The following is a 24,372-nucleotide window of genomic DNA, read 5'->3' on the forward strand; positions in this document are numbered from 1 at the left end:
GTGCCTCCATCTGTGCCATTAGTCAAAAAAGTGAGCAATATGATGTCATGATACCAATTAATGAAATCATAGTAAATAACTTTTACGAAGCCGTAAAGCTTTCAGCTTGTGGGTGCGCTCACATACGGATTTCGGTACAATGGAGTCGTCCCTGTAGCGATTGCTGCTGCCAGTCCAAAGGAGTTTAACCGAATGATCAACAAAGTGATCGATCACATGATGATAGAGAACCGCCAGCACTTCATGATTCCCGGTGACGTTGTTGCCAGTGTCAGCGAAGACAACTCGCTGCGCCACGCCTTTCTCGTGCTGACCAAGATCCGCTACGCCAAGATCCCGGTCCTTGACCGCGATGACCACCTCAAGGGGTTGTTGTCACTGCCGATGATCACCAACACGATGCTCGGGCTTGATGACCTCAGCGTCGCCCCGTTGGATCAGCTGTGCGTCAAGGACGTGATGGAAACGGATGTGGTAACGATCCAAAACCCCTACGACGTGGAGAACGTGCTGCACCTGTTGGTCGACAACCCCTTTCTTCCGGTCGTGGCCGGTGATGGCACCTTCACCGGCATCGTGACGCGGCGCGAGGTGATGAAGGGCATCAATTACATCGGTCACAATCTGGACAAGCAGTACCTTGTGACCCTCAAACCTGAAGAACCGTAGCGCAAAGAGGCTGAGGCAAAAAGCGGTTTTAGCCCAGAGTATCATCAAGGCCTCCTGTAAAACCCGAACTTAGGTTTTGCGGGAGGCCTTGATGATACGGCTTGCTCTGCTCGTTCGAACGTAGTGAGTTACGAGTAGACATGCGTTAGAAAGGGCGTTACTTTTTGGGGTCGTCCTGTCCTGGAATAGTCGTGGGTCATTCTCGGGCGGTTAAATTATGTCGCAGCCTTTTTAACGAACCGATCGAGGCGGGGCCTTGGCGCGTCACGCGCCAACCAAGTGAGGAATTAGTCTGTCGGCTTGTCCAGCCACAGCGTTGCGGCGATGCCGACCAGCACGCTGAGCGCCACGAGCCCAACCGGCTGCAAGCCACCTGCTGGCCAGTACGGCGTCAGGCCGGTTTCGACCAGGATGACCACCGCGGCGATGACAATCCCGATGACCGCGTAGTAGACCTGCGCCTCGAAGCGTTGAAGCAGCCATTCCATCAGCTTGGCGATGAGCAGCAGGCCGATGGCGGCCCCGAGCATGAACGGCAGTAGCAGTGCCACGCTGGCGAGCGCGTCACGCGCGGCCGCCCAGTCGCCACTGAGACCTGCGCGCAAGGCGCTCCCGAGCTGGCTGACGGCGTTATACACGGTGCCGTACTGATCGATCACCATCAGCATGATCGAGCCTGAGATGCCTGGAATGGCCATCAGGGCAACGGCGAAACCGCCGGCGTAAGTCATGGTCAGGGCGTCCTGGACGCTGGTCAGCGCGGGAATGGCGATCAGGTTCTCGGGTTGCGTGCCGCCAAGCTTCGCGAGGCCGTAGATGACCGCAAAGCCCAGCACCGGCAGCAACACATACACCGGCCGCCAGGGCACCTGACGGATTTTGCGCCAGATGTAGGGGCCGATGCCGAGGACCAGCCCGATGAAAAAACCGTAGCTGGCCAGCGGCCACTGGGTGGTGACCACTAGGACGGCCTTGGTGGAGGCGAGGATGCCGACCACGGCGCCGAGGCCGATGGGGAGCAGGAAGCGCCCGTGCTGACGTGGGGCTTCACGGAAGTGGTTGACCGCCTGCAGGAGCCGGTCGTACAGACCGACCACAACGGCGAAGATACTGCCGGACAGGCCGGGAATGACAAGCGCAACGCCGATGATGGCGCCTTTGAGAAAGTTCAACATAATGGTCCTCCGATTGGGGGGCTAGTGGTTGTTTAACGTCAGGGTCGGGGTGGGGATGTCGATGCCGGCATCTGCCAGCGCCTGCACATAGGCGGCCAAAAACTCGCGCTGGATCGGCAACTGCTGGCCATTTTCAACGAACATCAGCACCTGATAAGAGAAGGTGCCATCGCCGTTGTCGGTGAGGCCGAGCACATCGGGCCCGCTTTTGATCATTTTGTGCGTCGGCACCAGCCGGTGGTTGACGTCGTTGATGACCTGAGTAACGGCCGCCAGGTCCACGTCCGGGCGCATCGGTAGCTTGATGAGGGCCTGCATATTGCTGCGCGACAGGTTGGAGACGATGGTGATGTTGCGGTTAGGGATGTAGTTGATGGTCCCGTTGAAGCTTTGCACGATGGTGGTGCGCAACCCAACGCTGGTCACCTTGCCACTGATCTGGCCGAGTTGCACCGAGTCCCCGACATCGAACTGACCCTCCAGAATAATGAAAAAGCCGGTGACGACATCGGACACAAACCCCTGCGCGCCCAAGCCCAAGGCGATCCCGACCACCCCGGCCCCAGCGATCAGCGTACCCACTGGGACGCCGAGCGTGGACAGGATGGCGTAAAGGTAAAAGAAGAAAATGACGTACGAGAACGCGTTGCGCGTCAGCGTATGCATCGTGGCGATGCGGGAATCCGACAGGCGGCTCTTGGTCTTGTAGGTGTTGAAGCCGCGATTGACAAGCTTCTTGCCGACCGCGTTGAGGACGAAGAACAAGAGCGAGAAGAATAGCAACTGGACGACAACGGTGATCGCCTGGTTCAGCACACCGTCCCAGTCAATGTGATTCAGGTAGCGCAGCAGTAGATTCGTCTGCGTGGTGAGGTCTTTAGTTTCTGTCAGTATGGTCACAGTATCCGCTCCTTAGTGCTTCTAGTTTATCAAACCCGCGGCAACTCGCCCAGTTGAAGGCCCAAAATATTAGGGAACTTTTAGGCTAGTGTTTGCCGCCCCCCGGGATTGATGCTATCCTAAAGGTATCCGGCGAAAGCCATTGCATGGGCCCAACAGGGGTCCCATAAGGAGGGTGTTGCATGTCAGGAGCAGAAGTCGCAGGCGTGATCGCAGCGGTCGCATTTTTGATCATTGCGCTGGCCGTGGCGATTATCGCGATCCGCTTGTCCGGGGTCACGAAAGAAATCAAGCAGACGGTGGCGGAGGTCAATCAGACACTGGCCACGATTAACGGAGAGGTGAAGCCTTTGACCAACGAGATCGAGGCGCTGTTGACCAAATCGAACACGCTGTTGAACGACGTGAACGGTAAGGTCGCCGCCATCGATCCCGTCTTCACGGCGATCGGCGAGCTCGGCGAATCTGTGTCCGACCTGAACACCTCCACGCGCAACTTGGCCAGCAAGGTGTCCAGTGGGGCCCAGAACGCGACCAAGGTCACCGTTGCCGCCAAGGTGGGCCAAAAAGCCATGTCGTTGCTGAAGAAAAAAGAACCAACCAAAGATTAGGGGGAAGTCCATATGTCCAAAAAGAGTCATTTTCTGTTAGGGTTTGTGCTTGGGGCCGCCAGCTCGCTGGCCGCCACCTACTTGTTGACACCACAGACCAGCGAAGACCTGAAGCGCAAGTTTAGCGAGAAGAAGGACGACCTGGCTGACCGCGCCGCCGATTACTACGACTACGCGCGCGATGCGACCGCCGAATGGCGCGAGTCCGCGGAAGACTTCGTCAGTGACCTGAAGGCGAAGGCCCAAAAGCCGGTGGAAGAAGCCGACCTGACCACGTTCGATGAGGCCACGGCAGCGCTCAAAGATGAGCTGACCGATGCGCCGGAAGTGGCCGTGAACGATGAGTTCGATGACATTGTCCTGGACGGCAAAAGCGCATTTGCGCAAGCGAAGGATCAAGACGATGCCCCAGCCGCGCCAGAAGCACCAGCCACACCAGAAGCGGATGCGGCCCCGGACGCTGAAAGCGATACCCCGGAAGCTTAGCGCTTAATCAAAGAAGCCGTGCCCTGCGCAATTGCAGGGCACGGCTTCTTTGATTAAGCGATGGTCGTGAAGTCCTTTGGGGTGTGGGTGAATGGCTCGCAACCCGTTTCGGTGACGTGCACGCAGTCTTCGATGCGCACGCCGGCCACGCCGGGGATGTAGATGCCGGGTTCGATGGAGAAGCACATGCCAGGCTTCAGTTCCATCTGGTTGCCGGCCATGATGGACGGGAATTCGTGGGTGGACATGCCGATCCCGTGGCCCAGGCGGTGGTTGAAGTACGCCCCGTAGCCGGCCTTTTCGATCACGTCACGGGCAATTTTGTCCAAGGCCTCAGCGGTCAAGCCGGGCCGCACGGCCGCCTGAGCGGTCAGCTGTGCTTCCAGACAGACCGCGTGGATCTCACGGGCTTTGGCGGAAACCGGACCGCCGAACGCCACGGTGCGCGTAGCGTCGGACATGTAGCCATGGTTGTTCGTCCCGAGGTCAAACAAGACGAGCTCCCCAGGTTGCACTGCGGTGGCTTCCGGGCCGCCATGCGGGTCGGCGGCATTGACGCCGGCCTGCACGATGGTGTCAAAGGACATATGCATGACACCTTCTTGCATCATCGCGTACTCGATCTCGGCGACGACCTGCTGCTCCGTGATGCCCGCCTTCAGTGCGGCGAACCCGGCGGCAAAGGCGCGATCGGCCTGCTGCCCGGCCGCGATCATCTTCGCGATTTCGTCCGGAGTCTTGATCAGCTGCAGGCCTTCGCTGAAGCGGCTGGCATCGGCCGGGAAGGTGGCCTGCGGGAACTCACGCATGATGGCCTCGTATTTGAAGACAGCCAAGTCATCCTTTTCGATCCCCCAGTGCAGCGGGTTGGCACTGCGCTGTTTGATCTGCGTGGCGATCAGCGCGAAGGGGTCTTCGTGGTCGAGGTAGCCGGCGACGCCGTAAGGCCAGCCGGCCTTCTTAACGGCCTCGATCGACAGGGCGGGCACGAAGAGGAATGGTTCTTGGTCGGGGAAAACGAACAGACCGGTGATCCGTTCCTCAGGGTCGCTGAAGAAGCCGGTGTAGTAGTTGATGTTGGTGAAGTTGCTGATGTAAGCCAGGTCCAGGTTCTGATCCTGAACCCAGGTTTGCAGGGCTTGAAGATGTTGATTCATGCGAGTGCCTCCTTTGTTGATCCAGCACGCCCGCAAGCGGGGTGGGTTTTGCGCCTTTAAGTATAGCACAGCGGTGGATTTGATGACTTTCTGAAAAGAGCTCATGAAAATTTGCATGAAAAGTTCAGTAAAACGCTTGCATTGCGATAATCCTTCTGATACAGTGGACTGGAAATGAAGTGTCAACACACCAAGGAGCAATCAATCATGGAAAAGCAAACAATCACAATCTACGATGTTGCACGTGAGGCCAACGTCTCGATGGCGACGGTTTCCCGGGTCGTTAACGGCAACCCGAACGTGAAGCCAGCCACCCGCAAGAAGGTGCTGGAAGTCATCGACAAGCTCGACTACCGCCCGAATGCCGTGGCGCGTGGCCTGGCGTCCAAGAAGACCACAACGGTCGGGGTGATCATCCCTGACGTCACCAACATGTTCTTCTCCAGCCTGGCGCGGGGGATCGACGATGTGGCGACGATGTACAAGTACAACATCATCCTGGCGAACTCTGACGAAAACAGCCAAAAAGAAGTTCAGGTGCTCAACACGCTTTTGGCCAAGCAGGTCGATGGCTTGATCTACATGGGCAATGACATCTCTGATGGCGTACGCCAAGAGTTCTCCCGCAGCAAGACCCCGATCGTGCTGGCGGGGTCCGTGGACCCCGACGAGCAGGTCGGCAGCGTCAACATCGACTACGTGGCCGCCGTTGAAGCCGCCACGACGCAACTGATCGCGTCCGGCAACAAGCAGGTGGCGTTGGTCACCGGCCCGCTGAGCCAGCCGATCAACGGCCAGTACCGGCTCAAGGGGTACAAGCAGGCGCTTGAAAAGGCCGGCCTCGCTTACGACGAAAGCCTCGTTTTTGAAGCGGAAACCAGCTACCACGCCGGGCTTGCGCTGTTCGCACAGCTCCAAAAGGCCGGTGCCACCGCCGCCGTTGTCGGCGACGATGAAGTGGCCGTGGGCTTGCTGGACGGCGCTCTGGATGCCGGCGTCAGCGTACCTGCCGACTTCGAGCTGATCACCTCCAACAACACCAAGCTGACCGAGATGGCCCGCCCACAGCTGACCTCCATCGACCAGCCGCTGTATGATATCGGTGCCGTCGCGATGCGCCTGCTCACCAAGATGATGAACAAGGAAGACATCGATGCCAAGACGATCCGCCTGGGCTTTGATATCACTGCCCGCAAGTCCACCAAGTAAGTAGCAGGATAGTGGCGCCCCACCCCGTGTACCAGCGGGTCGGGGCGCCTTTTTGCGTGAGGCTGCTACGGACACGCGATCAGGCCCACCCGCCGTATCGGGGCCACATGCAGGGTGTGGCAGTACAACTGAAAAGCGCCCGCATACGAGATGGCGGGCGCTTTTCAGTGCTGCGGATCACGCGCCACCGGAGTCGGTTTCCGAGGGGGCGCTACTGCTGGTGCTGCTAGCTGAGGCGTTGGCGGTTGTCGCATCGGTCGCGGGCTCGTCTGAGGTTGCGGCGTCGTCCGTGGTCGTATCCATGGTTGCCTGCGCTGCGGCTGCGGCGGCAGTCGCGGCCGCAGCACTGGCCGCAGCAGCCTTTTGCGCCGCGGTTTGCGGTGTTTCGCCATCCTTGGTCTGAAGGCCGTAATCGTTGTCCGCACCGCCGAAGTATTCCCAGAAAAGGGCGTAGTCGCTGGCGTTGCCGCCAATGGCGAACTTCGCTTCAGTGGCGCCTGGCGTCCAGTTGTTGTACAGGCTGGCGATGCTGTTGCCCCCAACGTTGTAGGTGGTGCCGTTGTACAGCACGCTGCCGGCTAGCTGACCGGTTTCGGCGTTGACATCGACGCTCTTGACGCCACTCGGTCTGCTCATCGTCTTGCTCAGGGCAAACTCGTTGGGCATCAGTTGGTAGGCGGCGTTCATGAGCTTGGCCCAGAGGCGCTGATTGACGAGTGAGCCGTTGCTCGTCATGGTGTGCTGACTGCCGCCTGCGTTGTCGTAGCCCATCCAGGAGGCCATGGTCAGGCCCGGCGTGGAGCCGAGGAACCAGATGTCCTTGTAATCGTTACTGGTCCCGGTTTTGCCGATCAGGTGGCTGGTGTCAAAATTCACCAGGTAGTCCAGCGAGGCGGCCGTCCCGTTGGTGATGACTTGGTGGAGCATCTGCTGCATGATGTAGCTGGTCGCTTCGGAGAACACAGCCGTCTTGGTGGTCTTATGCTGGTAGATGACGTTGCCGACCGGGTCGACGATCTTGTCGATCACGTACGGGCTGACGTGAGTCCCGCCACGCTGGAAGGTGGCAAAGGCGCCGGCGGCTTGCTGAACGGTCATCCCGTAGTCCGTGCCCCCGAGGGCCAAGCCGAGCTGGCTGTAGTCGTTCTTGGTCAGCGTATCGATGCCGTTTTTAATCATGTAGGACTTGACGTCGGTGGCTTGGCGCAGGCGGCTGTACAGGTAAACGGTGGGAATGTTGTACGAGTTGGCCAGCGCAGTGGTTGCGCTGACGAACTTGTTTTGGATCACACCCCCGTAGTCTGTGACGGAATAGCTCCCGAAGTCGTTAGCAAAATCGGCGAGCATCGTCTGCGTACCGATCAGCTTGTTTTCAACCGCTGGTCCGTAGACGAGGATCGGCTTGATCGAGGACCCAGGGGAGCGCTTGGTGTAGATGTGGTTCACTTCCCCAGTCGTGCCCCCGACGAAGCTGACGATGGCCCCGGTGGTGTTGTCCATCAGGACGGCACCGGACTGCACCGGCTCGGTTGTGGTCGTGGTTTGGCCTGTCACCGAGTCGGTGGTGGTGTTCGTGTAGGTTTCCCCGAGGGCACCCTTGTTGGCGGCCACCACGGTTTGCATCGCGTCATATACCGACTGGTTGATCGTGCTGTGCACCGAGTACCCTTTGGTGGCCAGCAACTTCTTGGCATCGGTTTGGTACTGCGCCGTCAGCGCGGAGTTGTTACTCAGGTCGCTGGCGCTGTGACCGTCTTTTTTGGCCAGTTGCTTGGCCAAAATGCCGGTGGCCTCGCTGGTGACCATGTTGTAGACGTAAGTGTACTTCTGCGTCTCAGCATCGGCTGCCTGAGTGGGCAAGAAGTCGGCCGTCAGGTTGTAGTTCTTGGCTTCGGTATACTGGGCCTTGCTGATGGTGCCGGCGCGGTACATTCGAAACAGCACGGTTTTTTGCCGATTGAGGCCAGGGCTGAGGTTGGGTTTCAAGGCGCCCGTGTTCGTGTACGGGGTGTAGATGGACGGACTTTGCGGCAGGCCCGCGATGAAGGCGGCCTGCGCCAGGTTTAGGTCGCTGGCGTTCTTGCCGAACAACCCTTGTGCGGCGGTTTGGACGCCGGCGATGTTTTGCCCCTTGTTGTTGCGCCCAAGCGTTGCCACGTTCAGATAGGCTTCCAAAATCTCCTGCTTGGAGAAGTAGTGATTGAGGCGCAAGGCGTACATGATCTCGACGGCCTTGCGCTTGAAGGTCGTTTCGCTGCTTAAGAACTGCATCTTGACCACCTGCTGGGTCAGTGTGGAGCCGCCGGTTTGACTACCCAGCCCGGTCAGGTCGGAGAAGACCGCGCGAATCAGCGACTTTGGCACAATGCCATCGTGCTCGAAGAACTCCTCGTCTTCCGTGGCGACCAGCGCCTTTTGCAGCCACGGGGAAATGTTTTTCAGCGTGGCGGGCTCGCGGAGCAGGTCACTTTTAACATGCGCGAACTGAACGTTTTTGGCGAAGTACAGGGATGTGGACTGATCCATCCGCTTGAGTGTGCGGGTCATCGCGGTCTTCGTTGGGATCGGGGTCTGGTCGATGATGGACGCGAAATAGCCGCCCAACACGCCAACGCCCAGTGCGCCACCCACAAGGAGCGCGCCCAGGGCGTAGTAGATCAATGACTTGACAGTTTGCATGGCGACTTCGAGGTACAGTGGCCAGGTTTGCCGTGAAAAGGGCGGCAGCGGACTTGCAAGGGGTTCAGCCGGTTTGGCCGCAGTGGCGTGCTTGCCGCTGAAGGCCGCCCATTTTTTCTTGAATCCTGTTTTCAACTTGTTCCCACCTTTAGATTGGCACAATATTGTTCATTATAACCCAAAACCAAATGGCTTGCCGTCATCCGTCGCATTCCTTAACAAAATATGCTAGGCTTGACCTTTATGGAGGTGTGCCCATGTATCGAACGTTACTATTTGATGTCGATGATACGCTGCTGGACTTTGAGGCGGGGGAGTTGCAGAGTTTGGCCAAAACCTTTGCGCTTTTTGACTTACCTTACACGCCGGCGGTGGAGGCTGCCTACTTGCAGCTGAACGCGCGGCTGTGGGAATGCTTTGAGGCAGGGGAGATCCCGCGCGAACAGATTTTTAGCACGCGCTTCACGCAGGTGTTCAAGCAGTTCCACTACGCGGCAGACGGCCTGCTGGCGGAAAAGAAGTACCACGCGATGATCGACCAGGAGGCCATCCGCATGCCCCACGTGGTGGACACGCTGGTGGCGTTGCGCGAGTACCGGTTGTACATCGTTTCCAATGGCGTGGAGACGGTGCAGCAGGCCCGGCTGCAAAAGGCGGGATTGCTTGATTTCTTCCAGGACGTGTTCGTGTCTGACGTGATCGGGGCGCCCAAGCCGACGGTTGCTTTCTTCGACTATGTCGCCAAGCGGATCCCCCGCTTTGATCCGGCCACCACGCTGATCATCGGCGATTCGCTGACGTCAGACATTCAGGGGGGCATCAACGCAAAGCTCGACACCGCTTGGCTCAACCCGCGCTTTGTGCCGAACCGCAGCGCAGTGCGGCCGACGTACACGCTGAGCGACCTGGCCGAGTTGCCGCGCTTGATCGACGCGCAGGCCTAACGCACCCAAACGAGAGGCTGAGACAAAATGCGGTTTTAGCCCAGAGTATAAACAAGCAGCCCCGCAAAACCCGAACTTAGGTTTTGTGGGGCTACTTGCTTATACGGCTTGCGCTGCTCGTTCGAACGCAGTGAGTTACGAGCAGACATCCGTTAGGTAGGGCGTCGCTTTTGGGTCGTACTATTCTGGAATAGTCGTGATTCATTCTTGGGCCGTTAATTATGTCTCGGCCCCTTGCGGTTAAAGCCGGCGGATCGATCCGCTGCTGGCGGTGATCAGGCCGGTGGGGGTGTGTAGTTGCAGGGCGCCTTGGTCGTCAAAGCCGGCGAGTTGGCCGACTTGCGGGGCGCCAGCGCCGGTCAGCTGGACGCGCGCCCCCAGCCAGGCGGCGTGGGCGCGGTAGGCCGGCATGATGGTGGCGGGGGCGGCCATCAAGGCGAAAAAGCGCGACAGGAAGGCCCCTGCGAGCTGCGGCCGCGGATCCTGAGCAGGGGGGGCAGGCAACAGCGTGCCCATGGGCAGGTCGATCGGCACGGCCACCGGCTGGCGGCTCGGGGCGACGTTGACGCCGACCCCCAACAGGATGGCGCGTGGGGTCAGCACCTGCTCGGCCAGGATCCCGGCCACCTTGCGCTCGCCCACCAGCAGGTCATTGACCCACTTGATGGTGGCCTGAACCCCGAACTGATTGGCGATGGCGGCCTGTAAGGCGACCCCGGCGGCCGGGGTGACGAGCGTCAGCGCGGCCGGTGGCGTGAAGGCGACGGTCAGGTAAAGCCCGGTGCCAGCCGGCGAGAAAAACGATTTGCCGCGGCGCCCGACACCGGCGGACTGCGTGTCGGCGATCAGGGCAAACGGCAGGGGCTGGTGCGCAAGGGCCTGGCGCGCGCTCGTCATGGTGGACGCCACCTGCGCGGCGGTGGTGAGCGTCAGGGCCTGCGCGGGCCCGTGGAGCCAAGGGGTGACAGCGGTGGCGGGAAACATGGCCGACCTTCTTTCTGGGTGAGGATAAGTGAAACCCGCCGCCAGCGACGACTGACGGCGGGTGCGGGATTATTTGACCAGCTCGCTGATCGCCTCGGCGTAGATGGCCACAGACTTGATGATGTCGGCCACGGGCATGTACTCGTTGGCCTGGTGCATCACATTCTCTTGGTCTGGCATCTGGGCGCCAAACGCCACGCCGCGTTCGATGATCCGGCCGTACGTGCCGCCACCGATCACGACTTCGTGACCCGGGTTGCCGGTTTGCTTGGTGTAAACGCCCAGCAGGGTCTGCACCAACGGATCATCCACCGGCACGTAATGCGGTACCTGGGCGTGACCGAGCACGCTCACGTCGGCTGCGTCAGCCCCAACCGCAGTTTCGATCTGGTCGCGGATGGTGTCGGCATCGGTGCCTTGTGGGTAGCGCACGTTGACCATGATGCTTTGCTCGCCGTCTTGGCTGAACGTCAGCAGGTCGGCACTGGCGGTGAGGTCGCCCATCACCTTGTCCGTGTAGTTGATGCCGAGCTTGTGACCGCGTGAGTCGTCGTGCATCAGGTCGGCCAGGGTAGTCAAGTAGCGGTGACCGGCCGGGTCAAAGTCAAACGGCGCCAGCAGGGTGGCCAGGTAGGTGGCGGCGTTGACGCCGGCCTTTGGTTCCTGCGCATGCGCCCCTTTTCCGGTCAGGGTGATGGTCATGCGGTTGCCTTCGGTGGTGCTTTCAATCTGCACGCCGTGGTCTGGGCCAAAGCTTTCAAGCGCCGCAATCAAGGCATCTGGGAAGCTGCCTTCGATTTCGGCGGTAGCGGTTTGCGGTACCATGTTCACCCGCAGGCCGGACTTGAAGCTGCGCAGGGTCAACCCGGCTGGCTTGGCTGCGATCGGCTTGAAGTGAACGGCGAACGTCGCGATCCCCTTTTCCCCGTTGATGATCGGGAACTCGGCGTCTGGCGAGAAGCCGAAGTCTGGCGCCGGTTCCACTTCGAGGTAGCGGTTGATGCCGACCCAGGCGGATTCTTCGTCGGTCCCGATGATGAAGTGGATCTTCTTGTTGACCGGCAGGCCGAGGTCCTTGATCAGGCGCAGCGCGTAGTAGGCCGCGATGCTTGGCCCCTTGTCATCCGCAGACCCGCGGGCGTACAGCTTGCCGTCTTTGATGACCGGCTCGAACGGGTCGGTGACCCAGCCCGGCCCAGCCGGTACGACGTCCATGTGGCCGAACAGGCCGAAGATCTCCTCACCGGCCCCGTATTCGATGCGGCCCGCCACGTTGTCCACGTTCAGGGTCTTGAAGCCGTCGCGCTCACCCAAGGCGAGCATCGCCTGAAGGGCCTTGGCCGGGCCAGGGCCCAGCGGTGCCGCGTCGGTTTTGTGTTCGACGTCGCGCTCGGAGTTGATCTTGAGGAGCTCAAAGAGGTCCTTCAGTAAGTCATCTTGGTACTTCTCTGCTTCTGCTTGCCAGTTGATCGTCATCAAATCATCCCGCTTTCTTTAATTGATTAACTCAACCATATCAGACCGGCCCAACCCGACACAAGCAAAAAGTCGTTCACAGGGTAACCGGCTTCATTCCGGGCTGAGTGCGCACTGAATCGCGGTGATTGGCGGTGAGCGCCACCGCGGCCAAAGACGCGCGGCGCGGCCTACAGGACAGCGGGTGACAGCAGGACGTTACCCGGCGTCAGGCACAGCGCCACTTGCAGGGGGCCGGGGAGCGTGCGCGTGTTCAGCGGGTGTGGCACCTGTGCGACCGGCAGAAGAAGCTGACTCAGCGGCACCCAGCCGGCCGTGACGTGCACCCACGTTGTGGCATGGCGCACACACACCGCATCGATGCGCGCGGCGCTGTTGGTCGTCAACCAGCCGGCCGTGCCACTGGTGGCGCGCGGGGCCGGGTGCACGGCGAGCCGTAGTCCCTGACCGTGGGCCCAGACTGTGCGCCCGATCAGACTTTGCGCCCAGCCGGCCTGTGGGGCTAGGGTCAGGGCGGCCGCGGGCACGAAGCGGTTTTGGCTCATCTGGTAGTAGGTCCCACTGGCCGTGGTGACCTGCTCGGCAACCGTGAAACTGGCCCCGGGGGCGAGCGTTGTCTTGGTCGGGTCCTGGGTGTACGGGTTGGCGTACACCGGCAGGGTCTGGCTGGAGGTGTTGGTCGCCTGGCGGTCTACGGCGCGACTGGCCGTGTCTCGCTTCATCAGCTGGAATTCATGGGCCAGACCGGGGTAGTTGGTGACGACCCCGTCGATGTTCAGGTTGACCAACCAGCGCCACTTCGCCCGGTTTTCGGCCATCTCATCCCAGACGTAGACCTTCTGGTGCGCGGCGTGAAGCGTGCTGACCAGTGCCGGGGTGACCAGGTCGCTTGAGACGTTGATCCCCGAAACGTAAGGAAAAACGGCGAAGGTGATACGCTTGAGTGAGCCGACGATGAACAGGCGCGGCACAGTCGGCAGCAGCTGTTGTAGCCGTTTGAGGCTGGTCAGCGAAAACGAATGGAACATCACGCGCTTTTGCAGGTTGTTCTGGGTGATCAAGGCGGCCAGTTTCGCCTCGGCGTCCGGGTGCGGATCACCCTTGACCACTTTGGTTTCGATCAGAAATTTCACTGGGCTGTCGCGGTAATGGTCAAAGACCTCAGCTAGGCTGTGAACTGGCTCGCCGTTTTTGGTATGATAAGCGTGCAACGTCGCAAACGGGGTGGTGCCGATGGGGAACGCGGCACCCGTCATTCGCGTGATGGTGTCATCGTGCTGCACCACCAACACGCCGTCTTGGCTTTCGTGAATGTCCAGTTCGACGTAATTGGCCCCGTTGGCAATGGCGAGATCAATGCTTTGGAACGTTTCTTCCGGTGCTTGAAGCGGGTCGCCGCGGTGACCGACGACGGTAAAGCCGCAGAGGATCAGGGTGACACTCGCCAGCAGACAGATTAAGATGGCTTTGCGCATAGCAGAACTCCTTGTTTCAGTGTCACCTTACCTTACCACAGGCGCGGGGACGGGCAAAGTCTGCGGCGCGCAACCAGAAAAGAGGACAGACGGATGAACGACAAGTTCGAACAGTTCGATTTGATTCAGGAAATCACTGAAAACGATGGGCACCGGTACGCGGAGCTCGGCAACATCATGATGAACGGGCGCGCCGAACGTGCGGCGCTGAACGGGCTGATCAAGCAGGTCCGCATCCTGCAACTCAACATCCCGCACTCCACCGCCGTGCGCACGTACGAAACCTATATTAATGAGACGTATCAGTTTCCGCCCGTTGACGTGAAGCAGTGGGACGTGTGGGAGAAGCCGGCCGGGCCGGTGCGGAGTGCCTATGAACAGATTTTACGGGAAAACCATATCAGCTAAGGTCAAGTGGGGGCTCCCCCTGCTGGTGTTCGCCGTGATTTTTGGGCTGGCGCGCTGGGACGCGGGCCTGTACCGTCAGCCGATCGGCCAGGTGACCGCCGTACGCACCACGCAGACGCGTGCGATCACGGACAACCTCGGCAACCGCGACCGCACGACCCGCCAAGCCGTGACCGCGCGCCTGCTCAACACCGAAGCGCGGGGGCGGGTGGTCCACTTTAATCACACGTCCGTCCGGTCAGGCGCGATGGACAGCCGCCTGCAGGTCGGGAGTCAAGTGTTTTTGAGTCAGCAAAACAGTCGCTTCGTGTTGCTGAACCGCAAGCGAGATGGCATCGTCTTGGCGCTGTTCGGGTTTGCCGTCGCCTTGCTGGTGCTGATTATGCGGCGCCGGTTCGTGATGACCGCGCTGAGCATTCTGGCCAATATCGGGCTGTTGCTGCTGGTGCTGCGGGTGGACTTCAACTCCCATCAAGTGGCGGCCTTCGGGCTATTTGCGGGCCTGGCCGTGACCTTTACCGTGGTGACGGCGCTATTCGTCCTCGGGGTCTCGCGGTCGGCGGCCATCGCGGCCACGGCCACCATCGGGGCAACTGCGGCCGGGGTGGCCCTGGGGTACGCGGTGTTTCACCTGACCGGTTACAAGGACTTGCACCTGGAGGCAGTGAAGTACGTGACCCAAGCTCCGCAGCTGCTGTTTTTCGTGCAGATCATCATCGGCTCACTGGGTGCCGTGTTTGATGAGTGCACGGACATCACGGCGGCGGTGATCGAGCTACCGCCGACGCAAAACCGTTTCACCGCGGGGATGGCGATCGGGCGGAGCGTGATGGGGCCACTGATCGCGGTGCTGTTCATGATCTTTATCGCGGAGACCTTTACGGAAAGCGTGCTGTGGCTGCGCAATGGCAACTCGATCGCCCAAACGGTCATCTGGGTGATGGGCTTAGGCTTTGCCCAGTCGCTGGTGTCCGCGTTTGGCATCGTGCTGGCCGTCCCGCTGACCAGTGGACTGGCAACCTTTTTAGCAAAGGAGGGGCGCGCATGAGTACGATCGTCGCACTGCTTCTCGTGCTGTTGGGCCTTTTGGCCGCGGTTGGGGGCAAGCAAGGGCTGGGGGATTTTGTCGCGCTACTCTTGAACATGGGCATCATGATCGTGGCCACGGTGCTGATGGCCGGTGGTTTTCAGCCGGTGGTGGTGGCGGTTGTTGCGGGGCTGGCGGTGCTTGCCACCATCATTTTCCTCGCCACCCCGGATAGCGATGTGGCCGGCACGGCGTTCACCGCTGCCTTGCTGGCGATGGGGCTAGTCCTGCTCGTCGTTGTTGTAGGGGTCGTACTGAGCCACACGGCAGGGTTTGGCCAGGAGGACTCCGAGGAGTTGGAAGGCTTCTCGCTGACGATCGGCATCAGCTTTCAGCATCTGCTGATCGCCACGGGGCTTTTGAGTACGCTGGGGGCGATCGCGGAAGCGGCGGTCGCTGTGGCCGCCGGGCTGGCCGAGCTTGGCCCCACCACTGCCGCGGACGCGCGCGAGCGACTGGGGAGTGCCATCATCGGCACCGCACTCAATACGCTGTTCTTCGGGTTCTTTGGCGGATTTGCGGGCCTGTTCATCTGGTTTGCGCAGCTGCACTACCCGTTTTGGCAAATTCTCAACGATCAGATCTTTGCCGGCGAGCTGATTCAGGTGTTTTTCTCGGTGATCGCGGTGACGCTCACGGTGCCCCTGACGATCTGGGTCAGCCAGATGCGCCACCAAGGAGGGCAAGCATGAACTTCTTTATTGCCGATACGCATTTCTTCCATGCGGACCTGCTGGGCCAAAACGACTTCGCGCCGCGCCCATTTGCGTCGGTGGCCGCGATGAACGCCGCGCTGGTGCAGGCCTGGGCCGACCGGGTGGATGATAATGACGTGGTGTATCACCTGGGCGATATTGCGATGAACCCTGAAGCGATGCCGAGTGACGCTGCGGTGCTGGCCCTGCTGGCGACGCTACCGGGGCGCATCGTGTTCATCAAGGGCAACCACGACTATCAGGCGCGCTTCAAGTTCATGCGGGCCAACGACCCGGGGTGGCACGGCCAGGCCAAGTTCGCGTTTCATTCGGTGGGCACCATCATCAAGGACGATCACACGCAGTTCATTCTGTCCCATTACCCAATGATGCTTGGCATCACGCACCAAACCCTGAATCTGCATGGGCACATTCACCACAGCATGGTGCCGTGGGCCGAAAACCTGAATGTTGGCGTCGATGCGCCAGAGCGCGCGTGGCTGCCTGACCTCGCTTGGGGCAGCCCGCTAAGTGCCGCGGAGGTGCACCAGCTCTACCGCGCCAAGCAAACCTGGCTAGCGCAGCATAAAAATTAGATAGTTCACATTTACTTTTAATCTTAACCCCTGTAAAATGAGTTCAAACTATTTTGGGGGTGGGGCGATGAATGACCAGGAAGTGGCAGCGCTGCAGACGCTGCGGCGGCAGGTGTTGGCGGATAGTGCGCCGGCCCAAGCTGGCCACGTGAACGGCCTGTTGACGCTGATGTTTCGTAAACTTGAAAGCGGTGGGTTCTCCGCGGCGTATTTTCAGTTGAGCTTCTGGCCCCAGCTGGCGCCGCTGTTGACGCCAACCGCGCAACACACGGATGCGGCGATCTTCACCCCGTTTCTACAGGAAGCGCCGGACGCGTGACGTCAGGCCACTGCACCAAGCGGCAGTTTCCGCCGCGATAAGTTAAGCCGGTCGCTCGGTCACCCCCTTGAGGGCTGACCGGGCGGCCGGCTTTTCGCTTACGCGTTACCTTGGCGCGGCCAGTCCGGCTACGTTGGGATCAGGCGGCGCCGTTAAGACCTGCGCTGCTTTTGTGCGCGCAGTGTGCTTTCGGGCGTGACTCAGCCAGCCGCACCCAAGTGCATTGATTGCGTTCCGCTGCGCGCTGGCCTATCCTGAAGGCAGGAGGGTGGACAACCATGGAGACCATCACGCTGTTGCACACGAACGACCTGCACTCACACTTTGAACATTGGCCCAAGTTGGCGCGGTATCTGTCGGCGCAGCAGGGACCGAACGTCTTCACATTCGACGATGGGGACGCGATGGATCGGGCGCATCCGCTGACTGAGGCGACGGATGGATACGTCAATGTCACGATGCTGAATCAGGCCCACTACACGGCCGCGACCATTGGCAACAATGAAGGCCTGGGAAACAGCCATGATCAGCTGGCCCACTTGTATGATACGGCGCAATTCCCGGTGGCGCTGGCAAACCTATTTGAGCCGGACGGGACGCGCCCGGCGTTTGCGCAGCCGGTGGTGTATCGGACTACGCCGGCGGGGACGCGGCTCGCCATCATCGGCTTCACCGCGCCGTATTTTTCGACATACGCGCCGAACGGCTGGCTGGTGCGACCGGTGGCGGCGGTGCTGCCGGAGCTGCTCGCGACCATCGGGGGCACTTACGATGTGCTGATCATGCTGTCGCACTTAGGGCTGCCTGCGGACCGCTATTTGGCGACGCACTACCCGCAGTTGGATGTGATCATCGGGGGCCACACGCACCATTTGCTGCCGACCGGTGAGCAAGTTGACCATACGCTGCTGACGGCGGCCGGGCGCTATGGGGAGTATGTGGGGCAGATCACGCTGACAGTGGACGCCACGCATCGATTGGTGACAGCGCGCGCTCAGACGCAGGCCGTGGCGGCGCTGCCCGAAGCCCCGGCGGATGCGGCGGCGATCGATGCCTGGCAGCAGCAGGGGGTGGCGCAACTTGCCGCACAGCCGGTGGCACGGTTGCCACACGCGTTGGCGCTGGCTGATAGCGGCCCGTCGCCGCTTGTGGCGTGTGGTCTGCGGGCGTTGCAGGCGGCCGGGGCCACCCCTGCGGCGATGCTCAACACTGGGCTGTTTTTGGGCGACTTGCCGGCAGGGGTGGTGACGCGTGCCGATCTGCACCGCATCCTGCCGCATCCGATGCACCTGCTGGTCACGCAGTTAAGCGGCGCTGACTTGTGGCGGCTGATGATGGAAATTCAGAAGAACCGCGCTTTTTTGCGCCACTTTCGCATGGTGGGGATGAACTTTCGCGGCGTGCGATTCGGGGATGTGCAGCTGGCCGGGCTGACCCTGACGGCGAAGAATCAGGTGCGCTATGCGGGGGTGCCGCTGGACTTTGACCGACAGTACACGCTGACCGGGGTCGACACCTACCTGTTTGCCCCGTTTTTCCCCACCCTTGAGATCGCGGGGGTGAACCGGTTCCTGTTTCCCCAGCTGCTACGCGCAGTGGTGGGGGCTGACTTGGCGGCGCACTACCCACTGGAATAGTGGTATACTGAGACAATTAAGGCGCGCACACGCAACTGCTGCGCATTGAAAGGAGGCCTTGACCATGGCCGAGCCCATTGAACCCACACCCAGCCCAGCGGCGGCCCAGGTCATCCAGGTCGCGCCGGACATGGTGACCATTGATGACCGACGGTACCAGCTTAAGGTGAACCACAAGCTGGCCTTCGACCGGGAACGCTTTGCCGCGCGCTACACCGAGATCCTCGATAAGTATGATTACATCGTTGGGGATTGGGGCTACGATCAGTTGCGCCTGCGTGGTTTTTACCAAAACGATAACCGCCGCGCGAATAAGGACCAGCTGATTCGCACCCTGGAGGATTACCTCTACGAGTATTGCAACTTCGGCTGTGCGTACTTCGTGCTAGCCCGGCTGGACGCACCAGCGCCCAAGCGCCGGCCTGCGCGAAGCGGCAGTCGGCGTGGCGGCAAGCGGCGCAGTGACGCCAAACCGTACCAGGAAAAAATCAGCCCCACCGCGGCCGTCACCGGTAAGCACGCCGAAACGGTCGCGCCAACGAAGCCTCGCAAGCGGCACTTCACCATCCGCACGCGGGAGACCAATGAGAAGTAGGAATTGAACGTGACATACAAAGGCTACATGATTGATTTGGACGGGACGATGTATCGTGGCAAGGAACGCATCCCTGAAGCGAAGGCTTTCATCGAGCGGCTCCAGGCCAAGCACATCCCGTTTTTATTTTTGACGAATAATACGACCAAGACACCGGAAGCGGTGTGCCAAAACCTCCGGGTCAACCACGACATTCAGGCGCGCCCGGAGGCCGTGTACACGCCTAGCCTGGCGACCGCGGCCTGGATCCTGGCGCAGAACCATGGTGATGTGCGCGGCAAGTCCGTTTACGTCATCGGCGAGCTGGGCCTCAAGCAGGCCCTGTTGGATATCGGGCTACGCTTCAATGAAGTGGACCCGGATTACGTGGTGGTGGGGCTGGATTACGATGTGACCTATCACAAGTTTGAGCTTGCCACGCTGGCGATTCAGCGTGGGGCCATGTTCATCGGCACCAACGCCGACACGAACCTGCCCAACGAGCGCGGCCATGTGCCCGGCGCCGGGTCCGTTATCGCACTGGTGGAGCGCAGCACGCAACAAAAGGCGTTTTACATCGGCAAGCCGGAAGCTATCATCATGGAGCAGGGGCTGGCCCGCATGGGGCTGACCAAGGAAGACGTCGTGATGGTCGGCGACAATTACAACACGGATATCCAGGCGGGTATCCACGCCGGCATCGACACGCTGCTGGTTTACACCGGCATTTCGACCAAAGAAGCGGTGGCGGCGCAAGCCGTTCAGCCGACGCACCAGGTCGATAGCTTGGCGGACTGGGAGGTTTAGCGATGAAGTGGCGGTGGCTATGGCTCTGGTTGTTTTTGGTCAGCGGGGCGATCTGGCTGACTATTCTGCTTTCGTTTCTGCTGTTTCCGGCGTTCGTGCGGTTGGATTCGCTGACCAGCGTCTCGGGGTTATCCGCCCACACGCTGTACGTGAATTATGTGAAGCTGATGGCCTACTTGCATCTGCCTTGGATCACGCAGCTGCACCTGCCGGACTTTGCCGTCAGCGTGCACGGCGCGCACCACTTTGCGGATGTGAAGCGACTGTTTTTGCTCGACATTGTCATTTGTCTGGTCACGGCACCGGTGGCGCTTCGCTTCCTGGCGCACTTGCGCGCCACGCGCACGCGCTGGCACCTGGTGCGGCCCTTTGAGATCGGGGCGGTGGCGCCGCTGGTGCTCGGTGGGTTAATGTCGATCAACTTTGACGCGGTGTTCATCGGCTTTCACAAGTTGATGTTTCGCAACAACGATTGGCTGTTTGACCCCACCGCCGATCCCATCATCCTGGTGCTGCCCGAGGACTTCTTCCTCGCCTGCTTTGCGCTGGCCCTGCTCGCGTTTGAGGCCCTAATGGTTTACGGTATCGTTACTGGGCGCCGCGATGCGCGCAACACAAAAAACGTCTGACCATTGTGGTCAGACGTTTTTTGTTTGCGTGTGTCAGGCAGTTGCCTTGGGTTTGCGACTGCGCAGCGCGGTGATCAGCACCGGCACCAGCGAAATCGCAATGATGCCCAGCACCACGATCGAGAAGTGTTCCTTGACGAATGGGACGTTACCGAAGAAGAAGCCGGCCACGCAGCACATTGTCACCCACAGGAAGCCCCCGAGCAGGTTGTAGTGGATGAACTTCGGGTAGTGCATGTTGGAGCCGCCCGCCACGAACGGCGCGAAGGTCCGCACCAGCGGCATGAAGCGCGCGATCGCGATGGTTTTGCCGCCATGCTTATTGAAAAAGGCCTCGGCTGACGCTAACTTGTCGTGGTTGATGAGGCGGCCGAACAGGGAGCTGCGCTCGGCGGCTAGGCCGAGGTGCTTGCCGATCTCATAGTTGACCGTGTCGCCGAGGACGGCCGCGGCCAAAAACAAGGCGAACAGCAGCCAGACATTCAGGTGGTAGGCTTCATTGGCCGCGAGGGCGCAGGCGGCAAACAGCAGGGAATCCCCCGGAAGAAACGGAAAGATGACCACGCCGGTTTCGATGAACACCATCAGAAATAGGAGCAGGTAGGTCCAGTTGCCGAAGCTGTTGACGATGGTGACGAGGTGTTCGTCGATGTGCAGGATGAAGTCGATCAGTTGCGTCATTGCGAGTCTCCTTTATTTAGCCGAAAAACGCGACCGTTGCCGCGTTGCAAACTGTGCCCATTATACCGGCTTCTCCGAGCGGCTTGGCGGCTCTTTGCACAAGTTTAATAATTATCGTCTTCGAGTTCGGGGTGCGAGTGCGCCAAGCGACTGGCGGCCGCCGCCGCGATGGCCCCGACGATGTCGTCGAGGAAGGTGTGGATGATCCCCGGCTCGTGCGCGTTCAGCTTGGCCAGAATGCCGGGCTTAACGCGGTCGATGTAGCCGTAGTTGGTGAAGCCGATCGACCCGTAGACGTTCACGATGGCAAACGCGAGGATCTCATCGACCCCGTACAGCCCTTCGTCCTCCGCAATGATGCTTTGCAGCGGCTGCTCCAGCGTGCCGGCCTCGGCCGCCTTGTCCAGCGCAATACCGGTCATCACCGCGTTTTGCACCTCGCGCTTGCGCAGCACGATCAAGACATTGTCGGTCGCCACCTCCAGGGTGAGTGCGGGGATGAACTTGGCCTGCAAAAACATCACCAGTTCCCCGATGGCCTTTGGTTCAACGCCGCGTTCGCGCAGCAGCGCAAGTGTGTGATCGTACAGTTTCTGTTCGTTGGTCATAAATCCTCCTAACTGCGCGGGTGATTGGCGGGCGCAATGACAATGCGTGACTTGATGCGGGGGCTTAGTGGTAGAGCTGGGTGCTGTGCAGGGCTTGCCGGCGCTCCGGGTAGGTCAGGGCGAGCGCTTCGTTCACCGCAGTCGGGGCCTCGCCGAAACCGCTGGCGATCAGCTTCAGCTTGCCGGGGTACGTCGCCACATCCCCAATGGCAAAAATCCCCGGGATGCTGGTGGCGGTTTGGGAGTCCACTTTGATGGCGTTGTGCTCCAGGGCCACGCCCCAGTTGCGCAGTTGCTTGTTGTCGCTCATGAAGCCGTAGTTGACAAGGAGCTTGTCGACGTGCAAGACCTTTTCGGCATCGCCGCGGACTTCCTTGAGCCTGACGTCGATCTGCGTGCCGGCTGCGGTCACGCTGTCGATCAGATACGGGGTGTGCAACTGCGCGCTGGTGGCCTGCAGGTCTGCCACGCTGGACTCAAGCCCCCGGAACTGGGTCCGGCGATGGATCAGGTGCACGGTTTTGGCAATCGGCGTCAGCGCCAGCGCCCAGTCGATGGCGGAATCGCCGCCGCCTGCAATGGCTACGGTCTGATCGCGGAAGGCCTCGAGGTCCTTGACGAAGTACAGCACATTTTGCTGGTCCAGCGCGGGGTCGTAATCGACTGCGAGGCGCCGCGGCGTGAAGGCCCCACCACCGGTCGCAATGATCACAGTGCGGGTCTCGATGGTCCCCGTGCTGGTGGTGAGGGTGAAGTGATCATCCGTTCGCGTGATGGCGGACACCGCGGTGGCAGTGCGAATTTCCGGGTCAAAGTGCGCGACCTGCGCCTTCAACTGATCGATGAGCGCCTGGCCGCTGATGCCGGGTAGGCCGCCAATGTCGTAAAGCGTTTTGGCGGGGTAGAGGTTCCCGGTTTGCCCGCCCAGCGCGCTGAGACTTTCGACCAGCAGGACATCGGCGCTGCGCAGCCCTGCGTAGTACGCCGCAAACAGCCCGACTGGACCGCCGCCGATGACGGTGATTTCATATAGATGAGACATGTTTATTCCCCCGTTTTTCAATAGCGTCGAGATAACCCTACCATATTTTGCCGGCGAGCGGCGTGGCAATCGTCTGGTCGGTAGGGTAAAATGAGCTGGAATCGACTAAAGGAGGCAACTATGTATCCACAACTAGACTTGGCCCATTTTTCGGGTCCTAAGGCCGTGATGGTCACCAGCATGGGCACCATCACGTTTGCATTATTCGCAGCGGAAGCACCCAAGACCGTTGAAAACTTCATCGGTCTCGCAAAGAAGGGGTACTACGATGGCATCGCGTTCCACCGGGTCATTGCGGACTTCATGATCCAGGGTGGCGACCCAACCGGCACCGGTGCGGGCGGTGAAAGCATCTGGGGGCACCCGTTTGAAGATGAGTTCAGCCAATCCGTTTTCAACCTCAAAGGTGCGTTGTCCATGGCCAACGCTGGGCCGAATACCAACGGCAGCCAGTTCTTCATCGTCTCCAATGCGCACATCAACCAGAACATGCTCAGCCAGCTCCCGGATGCCGGCTTCCCGGCTCCGATCATTGAAGCCTACAAGAACGGGGGCACCCCGTGGTTGGATATGCGGCACACCGTTTTTGGCCACGTCATCGAGGGGATGGATGTGGTCGATGCCATCAGCAAGACGAAAACAACCGCCGACAAGCCGAACACGCCCATCACCATCGAATCCGTGACGATCACCGACTAGTTGGACCCGTTCGATTTTTCAGGTATAATAGTAGAGAAATCGAAAAATAGAAATGAAGTGTCAGCATGAATTATCGCATTGGAGATATCATTACTGGCAAAGTAACGGGGATTCAGCCCTATGGTGTGTTCGTGCTGTTGGATGACGCGCAGCAGGGGTTGATCCACATTTCCGAGTGCCAGCACGGCTTCGTCAAGGCACTCGGGGACCTATTCAAAGTTGGCCAAAGCCTGTCGGTGGTCGTCCTGGATATCGATGAGTATTCCGGCAAGATCAGCCTGTCGCTGCGTGCGCTGCAAGCAGCCCCGGCGATGACGACATACCGCCACCGCAAACATTACTGGACGAACCGGAAGAACCATACTGGGTTCGCCCCGATCGCCAGCCGCTTAGACGGATGGGTCTCGGAGTCCTTACATGAGTTAGAGAAAGACGCGTCCCAGTAGGATGCGTCTTTTCTTTTCGAATGATGCAGCACTATTTGACATTATCGTTCGTGAATAACGTGATTGATTATTCATCGCAGCGCACACACTTCGGTTTTGATTCGTGGTTTTGTTTTTTTTCTCGAAAAGGGTAATTTCCTGTTGACGATGCGGCCAAAAGGCTGGTAAGATACTTGTTGTTGTCAACGCGGCGGTCACGTCGCAGCATACAGGATGTGAATAAATATTCACCATTCAAAAATATGTTTGACAACGTTGCTTCGATAAGATATACTTACAAAGTTGTCTTAACGGACAAGGTGGTCCTTTGAAAACTGAACAAAGTTTCGTAAATGTGATAGGGTCTTCGATCTTGAATCGAAGAGAATTAAAACATTGC

Annotated in this window: 26 protein-coding genes; 16 read left to right on the forward strand and 10 right to left on the reverse strand. The window is 59.9% G+C overall.

Going from position 1 to position 24,372, the window contains the following annotated elements:
- Positions 1-192: 192 nt before the first annotated feature.
- Positions 193-669, forward strand: coding sequence for a cyclic-di-AMP-binding protein CbpB (gene cbpB / locus EKM88_RS09000; RefSeq protein ID WP_125705372.1), 477 nt, complete (start codon positions 193-195; stop codon positions 667-669).
- Positions 670-956: 287 nt separating this feature from the next.
- Here the strand turns inward: cbpB and EKM88_RS09005 are convergent, their stop codons facing one another.
- The gene (locus EKM88_RS09005; protein ID WP_125705374.1) at positions 957-1,844 is read right to left on the reverse strand and encodes a DUF368 domain-containing protein; all 888 of its coding nucleotides are present in this window, start codon (positions 1,842-1,844) and stop codon (positions 957-959) included.
- A gap of 21 nt (positions 1,845-1,865) precedes the next feature.
- Positions 1,866-2,738 (reverse strand): mechanosensitive ion channel family protein, encoded by an 873-nt coding sequence (locus EKM88_RS09010; RefSeq protein ID WP_404819973.1) that lies wholly within the window; start codon positions 2,736-2,738, stop codon positions 1,866-1,868.
- Positions 2,739-2,926: 188 nt separating this feature from the next.
- Between EKM88_RS09010 and EKM88_RS09015 the strand changes: the two genes are divergently transcribed.
- Both EKM88_RS09015 and EKM88_RS09020 read left to right on the forward strand, forming a co-directional pair.
- Positions 2,927-3,355, forward strand: a complete 429-nt coding sequence (locus tag EKM88_RS09015; RefSeq protein ID WP_125705378.1) for a DUF948 domain-containing protein — start codon at positions 2,927-2,929, stop codon at positions 3,353-3,355.
- Positions 3,356-3,367: 12 nt separating this feature from the next.
- The gene (locus EKM88_RS09020) at positions 3,368-3,841 is read left to right on the forward strand and encodes a YtxH domain-containing protein (RefSeq protein ID WP_125705380.1); all 474 of its coding nucleotides are present in this window, start codon (positions 3,368-3,370) and stop codon (positions 3,839-3,841) included.
- A gap of 53 nt (positions 3,842-3,894) precedes the next feature.
- Here the strand turns inward: EKM88_RS09020 and EKM88_RS09025 are convergent, their stop codons facing one another.
- Positions 3,895-4,998 carry a M24 family metallopeptidase gene (locus EKM88_RS09025; protein WP_125705383.1) on the reverse strand — a complete coding sequence of 368 codons (1,104 nt, stop codon included), beginning with the start codon at positions 4,996-4,998 and terminating at the stop codon, positions 3,895-3,897.
- 207 nt (positions 4,999-5,205) lie between these two features.
- On the opposite strand from EKM88_RS09025, the gene ccpA reads away from it, so the two are divergent.
- On the forward strand, positions 5,206-6,207 hold the full coding sequence (ccpA, locus tag EKM88_RS09030; protein WP_125705385.1) for a catabolite control protein A: 1,002 nt from the start codon (positions 5,206-5,208) through the stop codon (positions 6,205-6,207).
- A gap of 177 nt (positions 6,208-6,384) precedes the next feature.
- Here the strand turns inward: ccpA and EKM88_RS09035 are convergent, their stop codons facing one another.
- Positions 6,385-9,021, reverse strand: coding sequence for a transglycosylase domain-containing protein (locus EKM88_RS09035; protein ID WP_125705387.1), 2,637 nt, complete (start codon positions 9,019-9,021; stop codon positions 6,385-6,387).
- Between the two features lie 122 nt (positions 9,022-9,143).
- Here EKM88_RS09035 and EKM88_RS09040 point away from each other — a divergent pair, with 122 nt between their 5' ends.
- Positions 9,144-9,830 carry a YjjG family noncanonical pyrimidine nucleotidase gene (locus EKM88_RS09040; protein ID WP_125705389.1) on the forward strand — a complete coding sequence of 229 codons (687 nt, stop codon included), beginning with the start codon at positions 9,144-9,146 and terminating at the stop codon, positions 9,828-9,830.
- A 240-nt stretch (positions 9,831-10,070) separates the two neighbouring features.
- Here the strand turns inward: EKM88_RS09040 and EKM88_RS09045 are convergent, their stop codons facing one another.
- From EKM88_RS09045 to EKM88_RS09055, 3 genes are all read right to left on the reverse strand, one after another.
- Positions 10,071-10,814: a biotin--[acetyl-CoA-carboxylase] ligase gene (locus EKM88_RS09045; protein WP_125705391.1), complete on the reverse strand. Its 744-nt coding sequence runs from the start codon at positions 10,812-10,814 to the stop codon at positions 10,071-10,073.
- 69 nt (positions 10,815-10,883) lie between these two features.
- Positions 10,884-12,290, reverse strand: coding sequence for a dipeptidase PepV (gene pepV / locus EKM88_RS09050; RefSeq protein ID WP_125705393.1), 1,407 nt, complete (start codon positions 12,288-12,290; stop codon positions 10,884-10,886).
- A 170-nt stretch (positions 12,291-12,460) separates the two neighbouring features.
- Positions 12,461-13,765 carry a glycerophosphodiester phosphodiesterase gene (locus EKM88_RS09055; protein WP_125705395.1) on the reverse strand — a complete coding sequence of 435 codons (1,305 nt, stop codon included), beginning with the start codon at positions 13,763-13,765 and terminating at the stop codon, positions 12,461-12,463.
- Between the two features lie 93 nt (positions 13,766-13,858).
- Here EKM88_RS09055 and EKM88_RS09060 point away from each other — a divergent pair, with 93 nt between their 5' ends.
- The 9 genes from EKM88_RS09060 (at position 13,859) to EKM88_RS09100 (ending at position 20,517) form a co-directional block, all read left to right on the forward strand.
- On the forward strand, positions 13,859-14,173 hold the full coding sequence (locus tag EKM88_RS09060) for a hypothetical protein (protein ID WP_125705397.1): 315 nt from the start codon (positions 13,859-13,861) through the stop codon (positions 14,171-14,173).
- Entirely contained in the window at positions 14,139-15,221 is a 1,083-nt protein-coding gene (locus tag EKM88_RS09065; RefSeq protein ID WP_125705399.1) for a YibE/F family protein, read from the forward strand. Before EKM88_RS09060 ends, EKM88_RS09065 begins: the two co-directional genes overlap by 35 nt.
- The gene (locus EKM88_RS09070) at positions 15,218-15,952 is read left to right on the forward strand and encodes a YibE/F family protein (RefSeq protein WP_125705401.1); all 735 of its coding nucleotides are present in this window, start codon (positions 15,218-15,220) and stop codon (positions 15,950-15,952) included. Before EKM88_RS09065 ends, EKM88_RS09070 begins: the two co-directional genes overlap by 4 nt.
- Entirely contained in the window at positions 15,949-16,551 is a 603-nt protein-coding gene (locus EKM88_RS09075) for a metallophosphoesterase (protein ID WP_125705403.1), read from the forward strand. The genes EKM88_RS09070 and EKM88_RS09075 overlap by 4 nt, the downstream gene beginning before the upstream one ends.
- A 37-nt stretch (positions 16,552-16,588) precedes the next feature.
- Entirely contained in the window at positions 16,589-16,870 is a 282-nt protein-coding gene (locus EKM88_RS09080; protein WP_164512059.1) for a hypothetical protein, read from the forward strand.
- Between the two features lie 278 nt (positions 16,871-17,148).
- Positions 17,149-18,507, forward strand: a complete 1,359-nt coding sequence (locus tag EKM88_RS09085; protein ID WP_125705408.1) for a bifunctional metallophosphatase/5'-nucleotidase — start codon at positions 17,149-17,151, stop codon at positions 18,505-18,507.
- 64 nt (positions 18,508-18,571) lie between these two features.
- Positions 18,572-19,102, forward strand: coding sequence for a YutD family protein (locus EKM88_RS09090; RefSeq protein WP_125705410.1), 531 nt, complete (start codon positions 18,572-18,574; stop codon positions 19,100-19,102).
- A 9-nt stretch (positions 19,103-19,111) separates the two neighbouring features.
- Positions 19,112-19,888 carry a TIGR01457 family HAD-type hydrolase gene (locus EKM88_RS09095; protein WP_125705412.1) on the forward strand — a complete coding sequence of 259 codons (777 nt, stop codon included), beginning with the start codon at positions 19,112-19,114 and terminating at the stop codon, positions 19,886-19,888.
- 2 nt (positions 19,889-19,890) lie between these two features.
- Positions 19,891-20,517, forward strand: coding sequence for a TIGR01906 family membrane protein (locus EKM88_RS09100; RefSeq protein ID WP_125705414.1), 627 nt, complete (start codon positions 19,891-19,893; stop codon positions 20,515-20,517).
- 33 nt (positions 20,518-20,550) lie between these two features.
- On the opposite strand, the gene EKM88_RS09105 is transcribed toward EKM88_RS09100, so the two are convergent.
- The 3 genes from EKM88_RS09105 to EKM88_RS09115 all read right to left on the reverse strand — a co-directional run bounded on the left by EKM88_RS09105 (position 20,551) and on the right by EKM88_RS09115 (position 22,854).
- Positions 20,551-21,198 carry a VTT domain-containing protein gene (locus EKM88_RS09105; protein WP_125705415.1) on the reverse strand — a complete coding sequence of 216 codons (648 nt, stop codon included), beginning with the start codon at positions 21,196-21,198 and terminating at the stop codon, positions 20,551-20,553.
- A 104-nt stretch (positions 21,199-21,302) separates the two neighbouring features.
- Positions 21,303-21,806, reverse strand: a complete 504-nt coding sequence (locus EKM88_RS09110) for a phosphatidylglycerophosphatase A family protein (protein ID WP_125705417.1) — start codon at positions 21,804-21,806, stop codon at positions 21,303-21,305.
- Positions 21,807-21,870: 64 nt separating this feature from the next.
- Entirely contained in the window at positions 21,871-22,854 is a 984-nt protein-coding gene (locus EKM88_RS09115; protein WP_191988714.1) for an NAD(P)/FAD-dependent oxidoreductase, read from the reverse strand.
- 114 nt (positions 22,855-22,968) lie between these two features.
- On the opposite strand from EKM88_RS09115, the gene EKM88_RS09120 reads away from it, so the two are divergent.
- A complete protein-coding gene (locus tag EKM88_RS09120; protein ID WP_191988711.1) occupies positions 22,969-23,547 on the forward strand; it encodes a peptidylprolyl isomerase in 579 nt (192 codons plus the stop codon).
- Between the two features lie 65 nt (positions 23,548-23,612).
- A complete protein-coding gene (locus EKM88_RS09125) occupies positions 23,613-23,993 on the forward strand; it encodes a CvfD/Ygs/GSP13 family RNA-binding post-transcriptional regulator (RefSeq protein WP_125705423.1) in 381 nt (126 codons plus the stop codon).
- Positions 23,994-24,372: the final 379 nt, after the last annotated feature.

The organism is Lacticaseibacillus daqingensis, from assembly GCF_003946115.1.
GTDB lineage: Bacteria > Bacillota > Bacilli > Lactobacillales > Lactobacillaceae > Lacticaseibacillus > Lacticaseibacillus daqingensis.

Coding starts and splice junctions, on each gene's coding strand:
- EKM88_RS09100 (WP_125705414.1), top strand. CDS start 19,891: ATGAAGTGGCGGTGGCTATGGCTCTGGTTGTTTTTGGTCAGCGGGGCG.
- EKM88_RS09025 (WP_125705383.1), bottom strand. CDS start 4,998: ATGAATCAACATCTTCAAGCCCTGCAAACCTGGGTTCAGGATCAGAAC.
- EKM88_RS09020 (WP_125705380.1), top strand. CDS start 3,368: ATGTCCAAAAAGAGTCATTTTCTGTTAGGGTTTGTGCTTGGGGCCGCC.
- EKM88_RS09060 (WP_125705397.1), top strand. CDS start 13,859: ATGAACGACAAGTTCGAACAGTTCGATTTGATTCAGGAAATCACTGAA.
- EKM88_RS09065 (WP_125705399.1), top strand. CDS start 14,139: ATGAACAGATTTTACGGGAAAACCATATCAGCTAAGGTCAAGTGGGGG.
- EKM88_RS09040 (WP_125705389.1), top strand. CDS start 9,144: ATGTATCGAACGTTACTATTTGATGTCGATGATACGCTGCTGGACTTT.
- EKM88_RS09125 (WP_125705423.1), top strand. CDS start 23,613: ATGAATTATCGCATTGGAGATATCATTACTGGCAAAGTAACGGGGATT.
- EKM88_RS09080 (WP_164512059.1), top strand. CDS start 16,589: ATGAGTTCAAACTATTTTGGGGGTGGGGCGATGAATGACCAGGAAGTG.
- EKM88_RS09105 (WP_125705415.1), bottom strand. CDS start 21,198: ATGACGCAACTGATCGACTTCATCCTGCACATCGACGAACACCTCGTC.
- EKM88_RS09015 (WP_125705378.1), top strand. CDS start 2,927: ATGTCAGGAGCAGAAGTCGCAGGCGTGATCGCAGCGGTCGCATTTTTG.
- EKM88_RS09120 (WP_191988711.1), top strand. CDS start 22,969: ATGTATCCACAACTAGACTTGGCCCATTTTTCGGGTCCTAAGGCCGTG.
- EKM88_RS09005 (WP_125705374.1), bottom strand. CDS start 1,844: ATGTTGAACTTTCTCAAAGGCGCCATCATCGGCGTTGCGCTTGTCATT.
- EKM88_RS09045 (WP_125705391.1), bottom strand. CDS start 10,814: ATGTTTCCCGCCACCGCTGTCACCCCTTGGCTCCACGGGCCCGCGCAG.
- EKM88_RS09055 (WP_125705395.1), bottom strand. CDS start 13,765: ATGCGCAAAGCCATCTTAATCTGTCTGCTGGCGAGTGTCACCCTGATC.
- EKM88_RS09110 (WP_125705417.1), bottom strand. CDS start 21,806: ATGACCAACGAACAGAAACTGTACGATCACACACTTGCGCTGCTGCGC.
- pepV (WP_125705393.1), bottom strand. CDS start 12,290: ATGACGATCAACTGGCAAGCAGAAGCAGAGAAGTACCAAGATGACTTA.
- EKM88_RS09085 (WP_125705408.1), top strand. CDS start 17,149: ATGGAGACCATCACGCTGTTGCACACGAACGACCTGCACTCACACTTT.
- EKM88_RS09090 (WP_125705410.1), top strand. CDS start 18,572: ATGGCCGAGCCCATTGAACCCACACCCAGCCCAGCGGCGGCCCAGGTC.
- EKM88_RS09070 (WP_125705401.1), top strand. CDS start 15,218: ATGAGTACGATCGTCGCACTGCTTCTCGTGCTGTTGGGCCTTTTGGCC.
- ccpA (WP_125705385.1), top strand. CDS start 5,206: ATGGAAAAGCAAACAATCACAATCTACGATGTTGCACGTGAGGCCAAC.
- EKM88_RS09075 (WP_125705403.1), top strand. CDS start 15,949: ATGAACTTCTTTATTGCCGATACGCATTTCTTCCATGCGGACCTGCTG.
- cbpB (WP_125705372.1), top strand. CDS start 193: ATGATCAACAAAGTGATCGATCACATGATGATAGAGAACCGCCAGCAC.